Below are 14995 nucleotides of genomic sequence, written 5' to 3'. Positions count from 1 at the left end.
TCAATTCACCTTTGCCACGCTTGGAAACACCCAACGACCATCATTCACTTCAGGGCCGGGCTGATAGAGCCGCACGGTGTAGTTCCACCCGTCCATCAACGGCAGACAGTTGAGCCTTCCATCCTCACAACCACCAAGATGAACCGTGAAACTTCCGTCATCATTGGCAACACCAGACACCGAGTTGACCACATATGCATCAAGATCGTTGGCCTCGAAAAAACCCTCAGCGTTGTAGAGACTCACAGACCAGAAGGCGCCAACGGGCACATCGGCTGGCACATCAATTTTATATGCACCAACCGGCAAGCCCGGATCGACATTCAAATAGAAGGCCTCGTCTTCCGGCAGCCCCCCAAAGCCAACTGCGGTCCCAAGAAAATGCCGCAATGGTTCTACATGCGACTTCGAGCCAAAAGTACGCAGACTGTCGGTGGCAAACCGGCCAAGTTCGATCGCGGCACGTAACACGCGCTCAAACCCCTCGCGATCATAATTAGGGGCCACAAAAGGCTCAGCAGAGCGGCTATCAATCTCAAAACCACGCTGAATCTCGTTAACTGCAGCGATATCTTCTGGGTCATTTGCGTCCACCAAAATCCGCATAAAGACCAATACATACGGCGTGTCGAACGTCTCCATATTCAGCTCGAAACGACCACCACCGTGAAACACCTCATTGATGAAATGGTTCTGATTGACGACCATGGTCGTCATATACCGGTCCCCCACGTCTGGCAGCGACAAAGTGGCACCATCACGAATATCGACCACTGCAGAGCTATAAAGTGTGTCGCGGTTCATGCGAATGGTGGGCTGGTTGTCAATTGGCGTGGGTGTCAGAAAGTGAAAGAACGTGTTCACGCCGTTGGCCAACCCTGCATAGCTTTCAAATTCATAGGCTGTCGCGGCCTGCACAAAGTTATCCACGGTGACGGCAACTGGCGCTTCCTGCGCGATCGCAGGCACCGCAGTTGCCCCCATGGCGCAAGCGGCGGTTGATACGCTTACAACCAACCGGATCAAGTGTTGCAGGTTCATGTTTTTCTCCTGATCGTTACACATCGCAAAACCAGCGCCGCATCTTCAAAACCGAAACGTCGCACCCAATACGGGACCAGATTGCACCGTGCTATATACATAGTTGTTTTCTTGGTACTTTACATCCAAATGCCGCCAGCCAAGCGTCGCCGAAAACCAATCGTTTAACGCATAGTGCCCCCCAAACAGGAGCGACCACTCATGATCAGCACCGCCAAATCCGCCACCGATTTCCAATGCTGAAAAAACCGTCCACGTTTCAGATATCTGCAAAGATCCAGTGACACCCAGAAGCGGATCAACCCAGTCCTTTTGGTCTGTAACAATGGTGATCTGGCCGTCAGTACGCACCCGCTTGACAGCATTGTCCAAATGCCAAGCGCGCAGTCCGACATAACCATCCACAAACGCATCGCTGCGCTCCATCAACCGATGGCCAAGTGCAAGTGAATACGTCGTGGTCTTTGTGTCTACGACCAGTTCTGAAAACACTGGACCATTCAACGGTTCTCGTGAGGACAAATCCGAGAATGTTGTATCAAAGAATACACTCCACGGCCCATTCTGCACTGAGGCCAGTAACATCCCAGATGACTTGAGATCCTTAAGGACATCGCCGAATGACAAATCCACATCCAACGGTAGAACGCCCACTTCCCCTTTGAGCCCCGTCAGCCATGAATAGGGGGTGATCTGCACCTCCCACACTTCAGCCTGCACCGATGATACGCTCCCCAGCAGGAGTACCAGCACCAAATTGTATGTCTTATGGAACACTTTTTGGGCCTTACCTCATGTCAGGCTCTACCTTAAACTGAGTGAACCAATCATTTTACGACAAAGTCGTCTCATGCGCAGACCAATGGTCAACGTGCTCGAATTGAAGCACATCGTCGAAGTTCTCGACACACTGGCCCCCAGATCAGTGGTCAACCGTTCCCTTGGGCAAGCAGGTTTAGATCGTGAAATGTGGCACGCGGGGCCAAGGTTCATCCCTTATGCGCCACTTGCTGTGCTGGTGGAAAACGTGGCGCGCACCCTTGGGGATCGCCATTTGGGCATTCGGATTGGCCAGCAATTCAAATACGATGCCTATGATGGCTATGCAGAATATGTGCTCGCAGCACCTTATTTAGCTGCTGCTCTTGTACGGGCCCGAAAAGCCCTGCCCCTGATACATCAGGGATCTTCTTTGATCCTCAAGCCCGAGGGCGATCAACTGGTCATTGGCTTTCTCGGAAGGATCGACACTGTCTTGGGATACCACCACATTGAACAGGCTGCTCCCTTTGTGCTGTCTCAGGTCTTCCTGCATTTTATCGGCAAAGACTGGCACCCAACTCGCATTGACCTGCCCGCCGCACCAGACAGCGCTCAACACCTCTTGGAAGACATGATCAAAAGCCCTCTGCGCACGGGCGCGCCCTACACGGCCATATCAGTAGACCGCGAGATATTGAAAACGCCCAATCCAAACCGACTGCTCGTTCAAAAAGCCATTCCTTTCGCGGAATTGGCCACCCGCATGGGCCTAAACCGGACCCCATCGATGCGTGCAGACGTACTGCAGTGTCTGTCCACACGCGGCGATGGCACAGGCATGTCCCAAGACTATGTTGCAGCCACACTTGGGATAGGTACCCGCAACTTGCAACGGCATCTACAGCAAGAAAACACCAGCTTTCGCGAGTTGAAGACAGAGTTTCTCTCACAGAAAGCAAAATCTCTGATGAGGGAGACGTCTCTTCCGATCAACACAATCGCAAGCCGGTTGGGATATGAAGAACCAAACAGCTTCCGACGTGCCTTTCAACAATGGACAGGTATGTCTCCCTCACAGTTCCGCGCCCAACATACCACGCAGAATTAATCCATTTGCCGCGCAACGGAAAAGGGCGGGAAATCTAAAGCAACTCAAGATGCGATCAAGAGATGTTCTCAAAGCCCGGCGTCCCCCTTTTCTCAGGATGCCGCTTTAGGTGCTTGGCTTTAATGGCATCTGCCATGTCCCGACTGTTATCATGTGTCCACCCCGGCGGGGCGACGCAGTACATCAACCGATCCCGAAATCGCAGCCCGGGACGTGAAGCGTCTTTCCAGATCGCCACCCACTCGTGAAATGCCACCCGCAAAGGATTGAACGTCCCAATGTTATGAACCAAGCCGTAATCGGGCTTTTCTTCATCCAGTTCGGGAACAAACGTACCAAACAGCTTGTCCCAGACAATAAACACACCCGCATAGTTGCAATCCAGATAGCGCGCATTGCGCCCATGGTGCGCCCGATGATGACTGGGGGTGTTCATCACGGCTTCAAACCAGCGCGGCGTTTTATTGATAGCCTCCGTGTGGATCCAAAACTGATAAATAAGATTCAAACCGCCACAAAAGAGCACCATGGCCGGGTGAAACCCCACCAGAATAAGCGGCGCGCGCACCACCATCATAAAGGTGAATGTGTAGGTCCAACTCTGCCTAAGTGCCGTCGTGAGGTTATAGTGCTGGCTGGAGTGATGATTGACATGACTGGCCCAAACCCACCGCACCTTATGTCCAAACCGATGCACCCAATAATAACGCAAATCATCCAGCACAAAACAAATGGCAATGATCCACCAGCTGTGCCCAAGATCAAACGGGGTGATCTCCCACAAAACCATGAAAAACCCGTAGGCCACAAAGCCCAGCGCAATGCCAGATGCAACATTGCCTGCCCCCATGATCAGGGACGTCACCGCATCGCGGGTTTCGTAACGGCCTCCTCTCTTTGTGACCGTGATCCATGCAAGCTCAATCAAAATGAGCACTATGAACAACGGCACAGCATAGGAGACCACGTCAGGGTAGCTGATACTCATGTCTGCCCCTCAATCTGCGCGGCCCAACGCGCTTGCTCAGCCCCGGACAACGGCAATCGGATCACCGGGGCGGTAAAATCATTCAATTTCAAACGAAGACCTTGTGCGTGCCTCTCAACTTTTGCATGGCGCAAAATGCGGGCACAGCTGTCATCTCCCATGGTCCAGACGACGCCAATGCTGCGTTTGGTCCGCACCAAAGCAACATAGCCGTTCTGACTCAATTCGACCTCGACAACCTCGCTGAGCGGATACTCTCGCACCCAAGCTGCGCGTGCGTCTTCCACAGTCTGAAACGCGCGGCGGCGCGACATTCCCAACACATAGGTCAGTCCAGCAATCCCGGCGATTCCTCCAATCACCAGAACCAAAAGCACATTCAACGGCATAGCTCCTCCTGTCACAAAGCTGAGCCGATTGTGCGGGATTGTCAAAACGGGATTTAAGTTCCCTTACGGCAAGAAAGCCAAGTATCTGGAGGAATTGCAGCGCCGCTACACCCTATTCGTCAAGAGCTTTGCAATCTCGGCGAATAGGGTCTTTTGCCGAATTGGCTTGGCAATATGGGCGTTACATCCAGCCTGCAAAGCTTCTTGCACATTGTGCACCATGGCATTGGCCGAGACCATCACAATAGGCGTTGGCACAAGATCCTGTCTGGCTTCAAAGGCGCGAATGAGTTTCACGGCCTCATGCCCATTCATCTTAGGCATGCGCATGTCCATCAACACCAGATCAAAAGCCCCATCGGCCTTTTGAAAAGCCTCAATCGCCTCTTCGCCATTTTCTACAAAAACAAGGTTGCATTGTGTCGGGCGCAATACCAATCGAAGTACCTTCTGGTTCACCACACTGTCTTCCGCCACCAAGACGGTTTTGCCGGAAAGATCAGGCACCAAACTTCCTGACGGCGCAGTCTGTACAGTGTTTGTTGTTGATTTCGCCGCAGGAAACGGGATGCTCAAATCAAATCGCGTGCCAGCACCGGGCGTGGAATGCACACGCAAACTGCCCCCCATGTCACGCGCGAGGGACGAACTGATCGCCAGTCCTAAACCCGTGCCTCCAAACACCCGCGTGTCGCTACTCCGGCTTTGCTCAAATCTCTCAAAAACTTCGCCCGCTGTTTCGACCGGAAACCCAATGCCAGTGTCTTGGATATAAAGCTCCAAGATCGGCAAAGCTTCATTCATCTTGACGGCGGCATGCACTTGAATGCTGCCCTTTTCGGTGAACTTCACAGCATTGGAGGCCAGATTGGAAATGATCTGACGTAGCCGCAGCGGATCCCCCACAAGCTGCACGCCCTCAGCCATATCCTCGGTACAAGCAAAGAACACTCCATGCTCTTGGGCCCTGAGCATATGCAGACGCAATGCCGACCGCACCTCTTCCATCGGCAAGAACGTGGTTTCTTCAAGCTTCAGTTTACCGGCTTCAATCTTAGAAAGATCCAAAATATCCGTCAGCAAGCCTTCCAGCATGCTGCCAGCATCATAGATCATATCCACCAATTCTCGCTGATGCTTCTCCAAGTGCTGATCCCTGGAAAGCACATCAGCCACGCCAATAATCGCATTGAGTGGCGTGCGAATTTCATGGCTCATATTTGCAAGAAATGCGGACTTGGACTGATTGGCCTCGATCGCCGCCTGCTTTGCTTGTTGGAGAGACTTCTTGCGCTCAAATTCCTCAGTGACATCAACAGCAGATCCAAAAACCTGCCCTTCAAACCGATTGGCACGGAAGGTTAAAACCCTCTCAGCTCCACTGGCATGCAAACAGGTAAACTCAAGACTGGCCCCTGGCCGCCCAACCACAATCTTTCGGAACGCATCGGTCGCCGCATGACGTTCTTCTGGCTTGATCAGGTTCAGCAGAGGCGTGTGCATCAAATCGCTCGAAGAGTACCCCAACGAGCCGCAGAAGGCCTCATTGACTCTGCGCAGGTAGCCCCGGCCATCCAAAACAAAACTCGGAGAGTTTGACACATCAAAAAATTCCGAGACAAGATGCGAGGATTGCACTTTCTCCGTAATATCCAAACGAAGCGATAAAAACCGATCAGGTTGCCCGTTTTGATCAAGCACGGGATAGATGATGGTATCAAACCACAACAAATCACCAGATTTGTTCTTGTTGCAAATCTCGCCGCGCCACACCTCACCCGAAGCGATCTTTTCCCACATCCGTGCAAAAAACTCAGGACCATGAAATCCAGAATTCATGATGTTATGACTGTGCCCCAGTAGCTCGTCTTCCGAATAGCCAGATATCTCGATCAGGTTCTGATTGGCGCTCAGAATCTTGCCATGTTTGTCTGATACTGAGAAAATCGCGGCCTCATCAATGATTGCGCGTAACTCAAACAATTCTCGCATGCGCGCTTCAATGGCAACCGGAGTTGCGGCGGAACACAGAGGGAAATTCGCCTGCGCGTCGAGTTCTTCAAAACAGCCCATGAAGGCCGTAACATGCCCACCCTCAACAATGGGTCGCCCCTCCGCCTTCACCCGCTTTCGGGATCCATCACTCAGTTGAACATCGAACTTGCATTGCCACTCATTGCCCTGATCTATGGCTTGCAACAGGCTTGATTTTAGCGCATCGCGATACTCAGGTAGGCAATACTCAAAAGCATTCTCAAAGGTTGGCTGATAAGCTGCATCAACCCCATGAAGCATTTGCGCTTCACGGCTCCACCAGACCGATTTTGAAACAAAATCGACCTGCCAAATGCCCGCAAAAGCACCCCCAGGAGCCCTTTCCACACGAATCCGACCGTCTGTATATTTTGCAAACACATTTTGTGTAGCCGTAACCACATTTCACCCCAGAGTTTTTCAGCGCGCACCAAAGCCTTTCCCACTTGAGCACACAATTTTCCATTAATGAGCGGCACATCATCCGCCATCATTCACCCACTGAACATACATTCATAGAACTTTGGCACGAAGCCGCTTCGCAACCAAAAGTTGATACATTCACTCGGAAAATTTAATAGAGCGTGCCGAAAAGACACGATCCTCCAACACACACCGGCACCGGACTATGCCACACTGGCACTGGGATGCCACTCTGACGTGCCGTCCAGTTTCTGAAGCTGAAATTCACTTACAATCTGAGACATGGCGGCGCTATCTTCACGCATTCCCGTCATGGCTGTTGCCGTTTGATCGACCATCGCAGCGTTCTTTTGCGTAACAACATCCAGATGTGAAACGCTTTCCGCAATCTCGGAAAGGGCTACGGATTGCTCTTGAGATGCTGTAGACACCTCTCCCGTCAGTTGAGCCGCATTTTCAACCTCCTTGAGGATTGTTTCCAATGCCTGCCCCGCCCGCTGTGATAAAACAACACCCTGCTCCACCATGGAGGAGGAGCGCTGTATCAAGGCATCAATTTCTTTGGCCGCATCAGAAGCCTTCTGTGCCAGCCCGCGCACTTCAGAGGCCACGACCGCAAAACCACGTCCCGCGTCACCTGCGCGCGCAGCTTCCACGCCGGCATTCAAGGCCAAGAGATTGGTCTGAAAGGCAATATCATCAATTACCCCCGTGACTTCCGCGATCTGTTTGGACGCAGTGGCAATATTTCCGATCTGATCAATACTCTCACGCGCAACACTGACCCCAAGCTCCGCCGCATCTCTTGCAGCAGTAACCGCAATGTTGGTCTGCTCTGTGGCTTTGCTAGAAGCTTTGGCATGGGTATTGATCTCTTCCACTGCGGAAGCTGTCTGTTCCAGCGTCGCCGCCTGCGCCTCAGTACGCCGGGCCAAATCATTGCTGGCCACCTTTACATGGTCTGCTGTCTGATCGAGACCACGGGAGGTTTCTGCAATAGTCTGCACCATCTCTCGCATCGCGCCAGACAGTAAATTGAAAGCTTCACGAATGTCGTCGTAGCGGGCGGGGTAATCACTTTGATCTGGTGACGGAATATCCTGAGAGAGGTCTTTGGCAGACACACGTTCCATGCCACGCTGCAAATGCCCGAAGGCGCGACGCTGTTCTTCATTCTGGGCCCGGAAATACGCTGCAATCACCAAAGTCGTGTCCATTGCGAAGGCCCGCGACAGCGCAGGCACAAGCCGCGCCAATTTCAGTCGCACACGTTGTCCATATCTCTTTGACCATGCTCGAACCAATGCATCTTGCATGAAGGTCGTCGCACGGGCGTAACCAGACAAATACAACTCAAACGGAAGCTGAATACGAAAATGCACTTTACCGATTGCCTCGGCTGAAGCGAGATATGCCTCGGAAAAGTCCCCATTGATCATCATCGCCCAATGGGCCTTCTGCCGCCCGCGCGCATGCTCCAGAACACCATCTTGCGTGAAAAACGCCGCCATCGTTTCATCCTGCAAAGCAAATGCGTAGAAATCATCCAGCGCCTCATCCAACATTGGGGTCAAAAAAACCCCAGCTTCTTGGAGGTCCTCCAGACTTTCATTGGTCAGAGAAAATCGTTCGGGGAGGTTGTCGATGACATTGCTCATATCGGGCGGCCCTTGTTACTGTTCGCGCCTGAGCCTGTGTTTTCAGCCCTTAAATTTGCGTTTACAGGTACGAAAAACGACACTTGACGTGTCGCAAGGCAAAAACCCTAGGTTGTTCATCCCCATCATGAAGAGACAACGATAGATACAGAAAACGCCTATATGTTATTATAATTCATATAGTTGCAGATCCGCACGAAAAAGCAATCTGAGAGCCACGCAAAATCTACGAACGTCGCAACGCAATCATGAAGTGAGCCGCCACACCTCCCCCAAAACCTGGCTTTCAGGTGTATGTGATCGCCCGCAAAGAGGTGTTTTCCGTAAAAACTCCCTCTGCCCACCACCGTTCAGCTCACGCCGAGATCAGCTGCCCATCTTCTAGAATCAGTGAGTCCGGAGCCAAAGCCTGCCGGAAAGCAGGAGAGTGGCTCACCAGCAAAATCGCCTGCGGAAGCGCTCGCAAAATCTCCAGCAAACGCGCTTCATTTTTTGTATCCAGCGCATTGGTCGGCTCATCCAACAGCAACGCCTCAGGCTCCATGGCCAAAACGGTTGCCAAGGTCACCAAACGCTTCTCCCCGCCAGACAGCTTATGCGTGATCCGGTCTCTCAGGTGCATCAAATCCAGATCCATGAGAACACGATCAACAATCTGCAAGGCGTCTTCCTTGCTACGCCCTAAATTCAGCGGACCAAAGGCAATGTCTTCCGCAACCGTGGGACAGAAAAGCTGATCATCAGGATCCTGAAACACCAGACCAACACGACGACGGACCTCCAAAAAATCCGCCTCTACATGTCGGGGTTTGCCAAAAATCGTGACCTGCCCTGCAATCGGGCTCTGCAAGCCAAGAGCGATGCGAAACAATGTCGATTTACCAGCACCATTCGGTCCCGTAATAGACAGCCGCTGCCCTGCCTCAAGCTGCATTGAAGCCCCGGCCAAAATCGGTGCCTGCCCTGGATAGGCAAAATGGATGTCGTCGAGCTGCAAGATCGTCATGCAAAATCCACAATCAGTAGTCCGATGCAGGCAGCTCCCAAGAGAGCGGCAAACACATGGTCGCGCCTGCTCATAGAGAACTCTTGTAGCAACATCAGCCTCCCGGAGAAACCTCTACACTTCATGGCCCCCAGAATGCGCTCGGATCGCTCAATCGCCCGCACCATCATCATACCGACGAGATAGCCAAAACTGCGATATGTGTGCCAGTTTGTACCGGGCCGAAATCCGCGAATTTTCATCGCGCTGCGCAGCCGTAAATACTCTTCCCGTAGCACCTCAATGTAGCGGATGGTGAACATCATCAAATGCACCAGAACTTCCGGACACCGCAGCCGATGTAACGCATGGCCAAGTGTTACGGGCTCCATCGTGCCCACCAGAACCATCAGGGTCAGAATAACGGCGTTGGCCGTCAATGCGATCTCGACAGCTTTCCAAAGCCCCTGCCAACTTGCAGGGAAGCCAAACACCGTGAACATCACGTCTCCGGGCATGGAAAACGGCATTAAAACCAGCATAAAAATGATGAAACCATCCATCATGGCCATACGCTTCAACGTGCGCCGGATCGGCAAACGCGACAGAAGAAGCAACCCAATCGCGATGCTCAACGCGGCGAGCAAGCCCGGCACGGAGCCCAGCGCAACCGTCACAACAGCAAACACACAGGCCATAACAATACGCATACGCGGATCAATATCCGCAATCAGGCCATAAGGCGCATCTTGCTCTGCCTCAGCCAGCGTCTTGGCTTGGGGTTCCAGCACATGTGCCATCAGCCAGCCAACTTCTTGCGGGCCGCGATGTAAAATCCAATCCCAAACAGACCAAGGATATACCCAATACCCCCAAGGATGGTCTGAAGATCATTCTGTTCCCGGTAGGCCGCAATCTCACGTCGCAAAGGGCGCAGCTCATCACGCACGGCCTTGGCAATTGCGGCGCGCTCTTCATCCGATAGCCCAGCGACGATAACCGCCTCAGGTCCTGCTACAGCGGCCTGAACCTCGGAGGTTGCGACAACCTCCGCTGCAACGCCCATAATTTTGGCAACCTCCTGCGCAGCCATGGTGACATTGGCCACATGCCCTGCCCCCAGATCCGCCGTGAACCTATGCGCGACAGGCTGTGTGGGGACATAAAGGAAAAAACCATCGGCATCCGTCACAGTACGGCCGAGCTCGGCCCCATCAGGACCATAGACAATCACTTCCTGATCCACAGCCATATCGCCATTAGAAAACCCAAGCTCTCCCTCAATGGCATCGCCGGCGGGAAACACGCCGGCAATCACTTTATGCGCCAAGGCTGGCAAAGGTGCACAGATGAGACAGGCAATCACGATCCACGGCTTCATGCGGAAGGCCCTTTCACAAAAAGCTCCGGCTTGACCTTCCGTGCGAGCAGAACGGCAAATCCCGTCAACACCGCTTCGATCGCCATCACCGGGATATGGGCAAAAAAGACAAGTTTGGCAGCAGGCAGGAATTCATCACCGGACAAGGCGAGCGAAATCGCCACAAATCCCGTGGTCGCGGCGATGGCAAAAGCGCCACCAATCCCGCCCCAGATGGCACCATGAACCGGCGAACCCCGTCCAATCAGGCGCCCAAAAATCATCCAGGCCAAGACAGCAGGCAAGGCAATATTCACGGTGTTGACCCCAAGCACGGTCAGGCCACCAAAGCCAAAGAACACAGCCTGCAACAGAAGACCGACAAACAAGGCCGGAAAGGCGGCCCAGCCAAGCAAAAGCCCGGCCAGACCGTTGAGTATCAAATGCACAGAGGACGGGCCAATTGGCACATGGATCAAAGAGGCCACAAAGAAACTGGCAGACAGCACACCCGCTGTGGGAATGCGGTCAAGATCCAGCGATCTCAGGCCCATAGCGATCCCCCCGACCGCGGCGACAGCGCCACCAATCACGACAAGGTTTGACAAGGCTCCGTCAACAATGTGCATTTTAGCCTTACTCCAGATCCCAGGCGCGGATCCAGATCACAGCATCCTGGCTGAGTTCCTTGCCTTCGTGCTCGGTCGCAGGACCAGAGCCCAGCGCCGCAAAGCCCCAGTAGCCTGCTTTTGGCACGCCAAAGGAGAAATAGCCGTTGTCATCGGAAATTGCCACGATGGCCCCACCCGGCAGCGCTCCAACGGTTGCCGCCTTGGCACCGGTGCCCGCCAGATCAGGTTCTGCGGCCATATACTCGATTTCGATTTCCGCGCCTGCAACGGGCTTCCCTTCGCTCAGCACACGACCGGTGAAGGTGGAGCCTGCCACAATGTTGTAAGGCTTGTTCAGCGGCAGGATTTCCGTGGCCAGCCCCTGAGGCTGATCCCAGTCGGTCGGCAGCGCATTGCGGTTCAGATAGGTTTTGGTGATCTGCTGAATGAAGATGTCTTCAGACTCTTCATAGTAAGGCGCAGGCACAGTCACGACCACATAGTCACCGGAGCGTTTCACAGGCACGGAGCCGAGAAAGGCTTTGGCACTGTTGTCTGGGCCATCAAAAGTGGTCTCTTCCAGCGTGTCCATCAGATCGGTTTTTTCGCCATTGTGGATGACAAAAAACTCTTCGGGCTTTTCAAGCGTCATCACGTGACCGGCTTCATGCGGATGCCAGAAGATCAGCTTCACAGGAACATCCCCCGGACGCTCGATCATAGTATTTTCTGTGTACTCAAGCAGAAAATGCGCCTGCGCCATTGCCGGGATCGACAAAGCAGCAGTGGCCGCTAAAAGCAGTTTTTTCATAAATCAGGTCCTTATCACGTCGCGCCTTCCCCGGCGCATTCCTAAAATACCGCCAAGACGCGCGCCCCAATGTGCCCCAAGGACAGACATGGATCTGGCGCGCACCCCGTCGCCAATGATGAACGCCCCTTCCGAGGGCGCATGTCTGGCAGGTCTCCTGACTTGCGGGTCAAAACACTCAGGCTGGCCTTCCCGGGCACTCCCAGTGGCATGTATCAGCCGTGCTCGCCGCCTACAGTTGCGGGGGCAGTTGCAGAATTGGCGTCAAGACACCGCACTGCATTCCCTATTGCTTCTGAGATTCCTCCCAGAACCGGACATGAGGGGTAGATGCCAGAAGTCGAATTACACGGTCAATACTCGATTGCGACATCACGCTCCCTGAACACGAAACCTGTGCAGATATCGCGCCGCCCCCAACTGCCCCAACGACACGTCACAAAGATGTGCCTACAAAGCAACATTTCACATTCGTTCACATGTGAGCAAATTGACGTTCCCCCCCTATATTCCTATCGCGCCTTAACAACCCAGCGCATCGCCAGGCATCACACACCAACAGGAATGGGAAACGTGTCATGCTCTTGCGGCGTACGACTGTGTCCCTGTGCGCGCTGGTTGCGGCCCTCCCGGCCTTTGCACAGGACATCGATCTCGAAGATATCAATGTAAGCGGAGCCAATACCGAAGGCTTCTTTGGCGAAACCATCTCTCTGCAGACCGGTACAGTCGCGAAAACCGGCGATGCGATTGCGGAAACACCCCGCTCGGTCAGCGTTATCACCGCAGATCAGATCCAAGAACGCGGCGCACGCGATCTCGAAGAAGTGCTCGCCTACACGCCCGGCGTACGCGCCGGTGCCTTTGGCATGGATAACCGCGCAGACTGGTCCTACGTCCGTGGCTTCAATCCAAGCTTCCTGCGGGATGGTCTCCCAACTCGCTATGGCTTCTACAACAGCCCACGTCCCGAAACCTTCCTCCTGAACAGTGTTGAAGTACTGCGCGGCCCGGCATCTGGCCTTTATGGCGATAGCTCCGTGGGTGGCGTGATCAACACAACCTCCAAAACCTCCGCACAAGACGCACCCAATATTGTTCAAGCACAGATTGGAACCAATAAGCGCAAGCAGGTTGCAGTAGACTTCAGTGGTGAAGGGAATGAAGACGGAACGCTCAAATACCGCTTTGTCGGCTTGCTCCGCGATTCAGACGATGTTCTAGCCTACTCTCAAGACGATGCCATCGCGATTGCGCCCTCGCTCACCTGGAAGCTTGGCGCAGATACCGAGGTCACTATCCTTGCTGAGTATCAAAAAAACAACGCAACTCCTGCGTCTCAGTTCGCATCCTACATTGGCACCTTGCAGCCGGTACCAGACCAATTTGTCATTCCGGGTTTCGGTGCTGTCCCCTCCCCCCACGCTGGTCGCCAGTTTGACTCAGATCTATATGTCGGTGAGCCCGGGTTTGATCGTTATGATGCGAGATCTGGCAGCATCTCCGCCAACTTCCAACATCGCTTTAATGAGGTTTGGTCTCTGAATGCGAATGCACGCTACAGCGATTCTAAAGGTGATTATGATCACGCCTACTGGTACGGTGCGACAGACCTGATCGCAGCGGGCAACATACCTGCAGTTGCGCAATATCTTTATCTTGGCCGCTACAATGCGGACGGCACGATCAACAGAACGTTCTACAAATCCCGGAATACGCTCAAAACCGCAGCTGCTGATGCCTACGCCACCGCAGAATACCGTTTAGGCGGCGTCGAAATGCGCAGCGTTGTGGGCTTCAACTACAACCGGGCCAAGTTTGACAAAGACTCTTCTGCCAACACAGATCCAGCCAACCATGGCGCTCCGATCAACCCTTTTGATCCCAACTATGGCACGATCATCAATCCAACCATCATCGACACGCCTGCGGTCAAGGTAACGGAATGGGGCGTCTACAACCAAAACCGCGCAGCCATTGAGGATAGGCTTTTTCTCGATTTTGGTTTGCGCTTCAGCCAGATTGAGCGTAGCCAAAGCACTGACCCCAACAACAATAGCGTCGACCCTGCGGCCAAAGACAGCGATTGGACTGGCAACGCAGCGATCATGTATGTTTTGGACAATGGTCTTGCTCCCTATGCAAGTTGGGCCACGAGCTTTCAGCAAGAGACGCTTGGAGCACAAGCAGACGGCACAGCCTTTGAACCCACCAAAGGGCGACAGTATGAGATCGGTGTAAAGTATCAGCCTAAAGGCACCAATACGCTGCTGTCGGCTGCCGCATTCGACATCACAAAGTCTAATCTACTGCAAACTGATCCCAACGATCCATCCCAACGCATTCAGACGGGCGAAGCCTCTTCCAAAGGCATCGAGCTGGAAGCTTTCCACAACTTCGGTGAAGTGTCCGTGCAAGCTTCCTATACACTCCTCGATACGGAGACAGAAACACAGGACTACATTGATCTGGTGCCTGAACAAATGGCTTCGGCATGGATCAACTATGCACCCAAATCCCTCGATGGATGGAACTTCGGATTGGGAGCGCGCTTCACAGGCAAAACCAAAGGCTCTGCTGGCTTTGCAGTGCCAGGCCTTCCAACGGAATTCGAAACCGAGTCCTATACATTGCTCGACGCAGCCATCAGCTACCAAAAGAACGACTGGCGTGTGGCTTTGAATGTCAGCAACTTGACCGACAAACGTGTCATTACCGGCTGCGCCACCTTCACATGCTACTTCGGCGAAGGACGCAATGTGCAGCTATCGGTCACCAAAGCCTTCTGATCTTCAAAAACAAGCTCAGCCGGGACTTTCCCGGCT

Annotated in this window: 13 protein-coding genes and 1 riboswitch; of the genes, 2 read left to right on the top strand and 11 right to left on the bottom strand. The window is 53.4% G+C overall.

Annotated features, from left to right (window positions below):
• Complete coding sequence (locus J7382_RS04130; protein ID WP_209067380.1) at nt 1–1041, bottom strand: DUF1214 domain-containing protein; 1041 nt, start codon at nt 1039–1041, stop codon at nt 1–3.
• Between the two features lie 45 nt (nt 1042–1086).
• The gene (locus J7382_RS04125; protein ID WP_209067377.1) at nt 1087–1797 is read right to left on the bottom strand and encodes a hypothetical protein; all 711 of its coding nucleotides are present in this window, start codon (nt 1795–1797) and stop codon (nt 1087–1089) included.
• Between the two features lie 94 nt (nt 1798–1891).
• On the opposite strand from J7382_RS04125, the gene J7382_RS04120 reads away from it, so the two are divergent.
• Entirely contained in the window at nt 1892–2911 is a 1020-nt protein-coding gene (locus J7382_RS04120) for an AraC family transcriptional regulator (protein ID WP_209067373.1), read from the top strand.
• Between the two features lie 55 nt (nt 2912–2966).
• On the opposite strand, the gene J7382_RS04115 is transcribed toward J7382_RS04120, so the two are convergent.
• From J7382_RS04115 to J7382_RS04075, 9 genes are all read right to left on the bottom strand, one after another.
• Nucleotides 2967–3899, bottom strand: coding sequence for a sterol desaturase family protein (locus J7382_RS04115; protein WP_209067370.1), 933 nt, complete (start codon nt 3897–3899; stop codon nt 2967–2969).
• On the bottom strand, nt 3896–4288 hold the full coding sequence (locus J7382_RS04110) for a hypothetical protein (protein WP_209067368.1): 393 nt from the start codon (nt 4286–4288) through the stop codon (nt 3896–3898). The genes J7382_RS04115 and J7382_RS04110 overlap by 4 nt, the downstream gene beginning before the upstream one ends.
• A gap of 105 nt (nt 4289–4393) precedes the next feature.
• On the bottom strand, nt 4394–6583 hold the full coding sequence (locus tag J7382_RS04105) for a hybrid sensor histidine kinase/response regulator (protein WP_209067366.1): 2190 nt from the start codon (nt 6581–6583) through the stop codon (nt 4394–4396).
• Between the two features lie 365 nt (nt 6584–6948).
• Nucleotides 6949–8403 (bottom strand): globin-coupled sensor protein, encoded by a 1455-nt coding sequence (locus J7382_RS04100; protein WP_209067360.1) that lies wholly within the window; start codon nt 8401–8403, stop codon nt 6949–6951.
• Nucleotides 8404–8758: 355 nt separating this feature from the next.
• Nucleotides 8759–9409: an ABC transporter ATP-binding protein gene (locus J7382_RS04095; RefSeq protein WP_209067358.1), complete on the bottom strand. Its 651-nt coding sequence runs from the start codon at nt 9407–9409 to the stop codon at nt 8759–8761.
• Entirely contained in the window at nt 9406–10188 is a 783-nt protein-coding gene (gene cbiQ / locus J7382_RS04090) for a cobalt ECF transporter T component CbiQ (RefSeq protein WP_209067355.1), read from the bottom strand. Before cbiQ ends, J7382_RS04095 begins: the two co-directional genes overlap by 4 nt.
• Nucleotides 10188–10769 carry a cobalt ABC transporter permease gene (locus tag J7382_RS04085; RefSeq protein ID WP_209067353.1) on the bottom strand — a complete coding sequence of 194 codons (582 nt, stop codon included), beginning with the start codon at nt 10767–10769 and terminating at the stop codon, nt 10188–10190. The genes cbiQ and J7382_RS04085 overlap by 1 nt, the downstream gene beginning before the upstream one ends.
• Nucleotides 10766–11377 carry a cobalt transporter CbiM gene (gene cbiM / locus J7382_RS04080; RefSeq protein WP_209067351.1) on the bottom strand — a complete coding sequence of 204 codons (612 nt, stop codon included), beginning with the start codon at nt 11375–11377 and terminating at the stop codon, nt 10766–10768. Before cbiM ends, J7382_RS04085 begins: the two co-directional genes overlap by 4 nt.
• Nucleotides 11378–11384: 7 nt before the next feature.
• Nucleotides 11385–12170: a DUF4198 domain-containing protein gene (locus tag J7382_RS04075; RefSeq protein ID WP_058238255.1), complete on the bottom strand. Its 786-nt coding sequence runs from the start codon at nt 12168–12170 to the stop codon at nt 11385–11387.
• Between the two features lie 129 nt (nt 12171–12299).
• Nucleotides 12300–12503: riboswitch (cobalamin riboswitch) on the bottom strand.
• A gap of 245 nt (nt 12504–12748) precedes the next feature.
• On the opposite strand from J7382_RS04075, the gene J7382_RS04070 reads away from it, so the two are divergent.
• Nucleotides 12749–14959: a TonB-dependent siderophore receptor gene (locus J7382_RS04070; protein ID WP_209067349.1), complete on the top strand. Its 2211-nt coding sequence runs from the start codon at nt 12749–12751 to the stop codon at nt 14957–14959.
• Nucleotides 14960–14995: the final 36 nt, after the last annotated feature.

Source organism: Shimia sp. R11_0 (assembly GCF_017744035.1).
Classification (GTDB): Bacteria; Pseudomonadota; Alphaproteobacteria; order Rhodobacterales; family Rhodobacteraceae; genus Shimia; species Shimia marina.
Note: the sequence above shows the minus strand (reverse complement) of the source record. Positions and strands in the feature narration are given on the sequence as shown.

Coding starts and splice junctions, on each gene's coding strand:
- J7382_RS04105 (WP_209067366.1), bottom strand. CDS start 6,583: ATGCTTCATGGGGTTGATGCAGCTTATCAGCCAACCTTTGAGAATGCT.
- J7382_RS04070 (WP_209067349.1), top strand. CDS start 12,749: ATGCTCTTGCGGCGTACGACTGTGTCCCTGTGCGCGCTGGTTGCGGCC.
- cbiQ (WP_209067355.1), bottom strand. CDS start 10,188: ATGGCACATGTGCTGGAACCCCAAGCCAAGACGCTGGCTGAGGCAGAG.
- J7382_RS04075 (WP_058238255.1), bottom strand. CDS start 12,170: ATGAAAAAACTGCTTTTAGCGGCCACTGCTGCTTTGTCGATCCCGGCA.
- J7382_RS04115 (WP_209067370.1), bottom strand. CDS start 3,899: ATGAGTATCAGCTACCCTGACGTGGTCTCCTATGCTGTGCCGTTGTTC.
- J7382_RS04095 (WP_209067358.1), bottom strand. CDS start 9,409: ATGACGATCTTGCAGCTCGACGACATCCATTTTGCCTATCCAGGGCAG.
- cbiM (WP_209067351.1), bottom strand. CDS start 11,377: ATGCACATTGTTGACGGAGCCTTGTCAAACCTTGTCGTGATTGGTGGC.
- J7382_RS04110 (WP_209067368.1), bottom strand. CDS start 4,288: ATGCCGTTGAATGTGCTTTTGGTTCTGGTGATTGGAGGAATCGCCGGG.
- J7382_RS04130 (WP_209067380.1), bottom strand. CDS start 1,041: ATGAACCTGCAACACTTGATCCGGTTGGTTGTAAGCGTATCAACCGCC.
- J7382_RS04100 (WP_209067360.1), bottom strand. CDS start 8,403: ATGAGCAATGTCATCGACAACCTCCCCGAACGATTTTCTCTGACCAAT.
- J7382_RS04120 (WP_209067373.1), top strand. CDS start 1,892: ATGCGCAGACCAATGGTCAACGTGCTCGAATTGAAGCACATCGTCGAA.
- J7382_RS04085 (WP_209067353.1), bottom strand. CDS start 10,769: ATGAAGCCGTGGATCGTGATTGCCTGTCTCATCTGTGCACCTTTGCCA.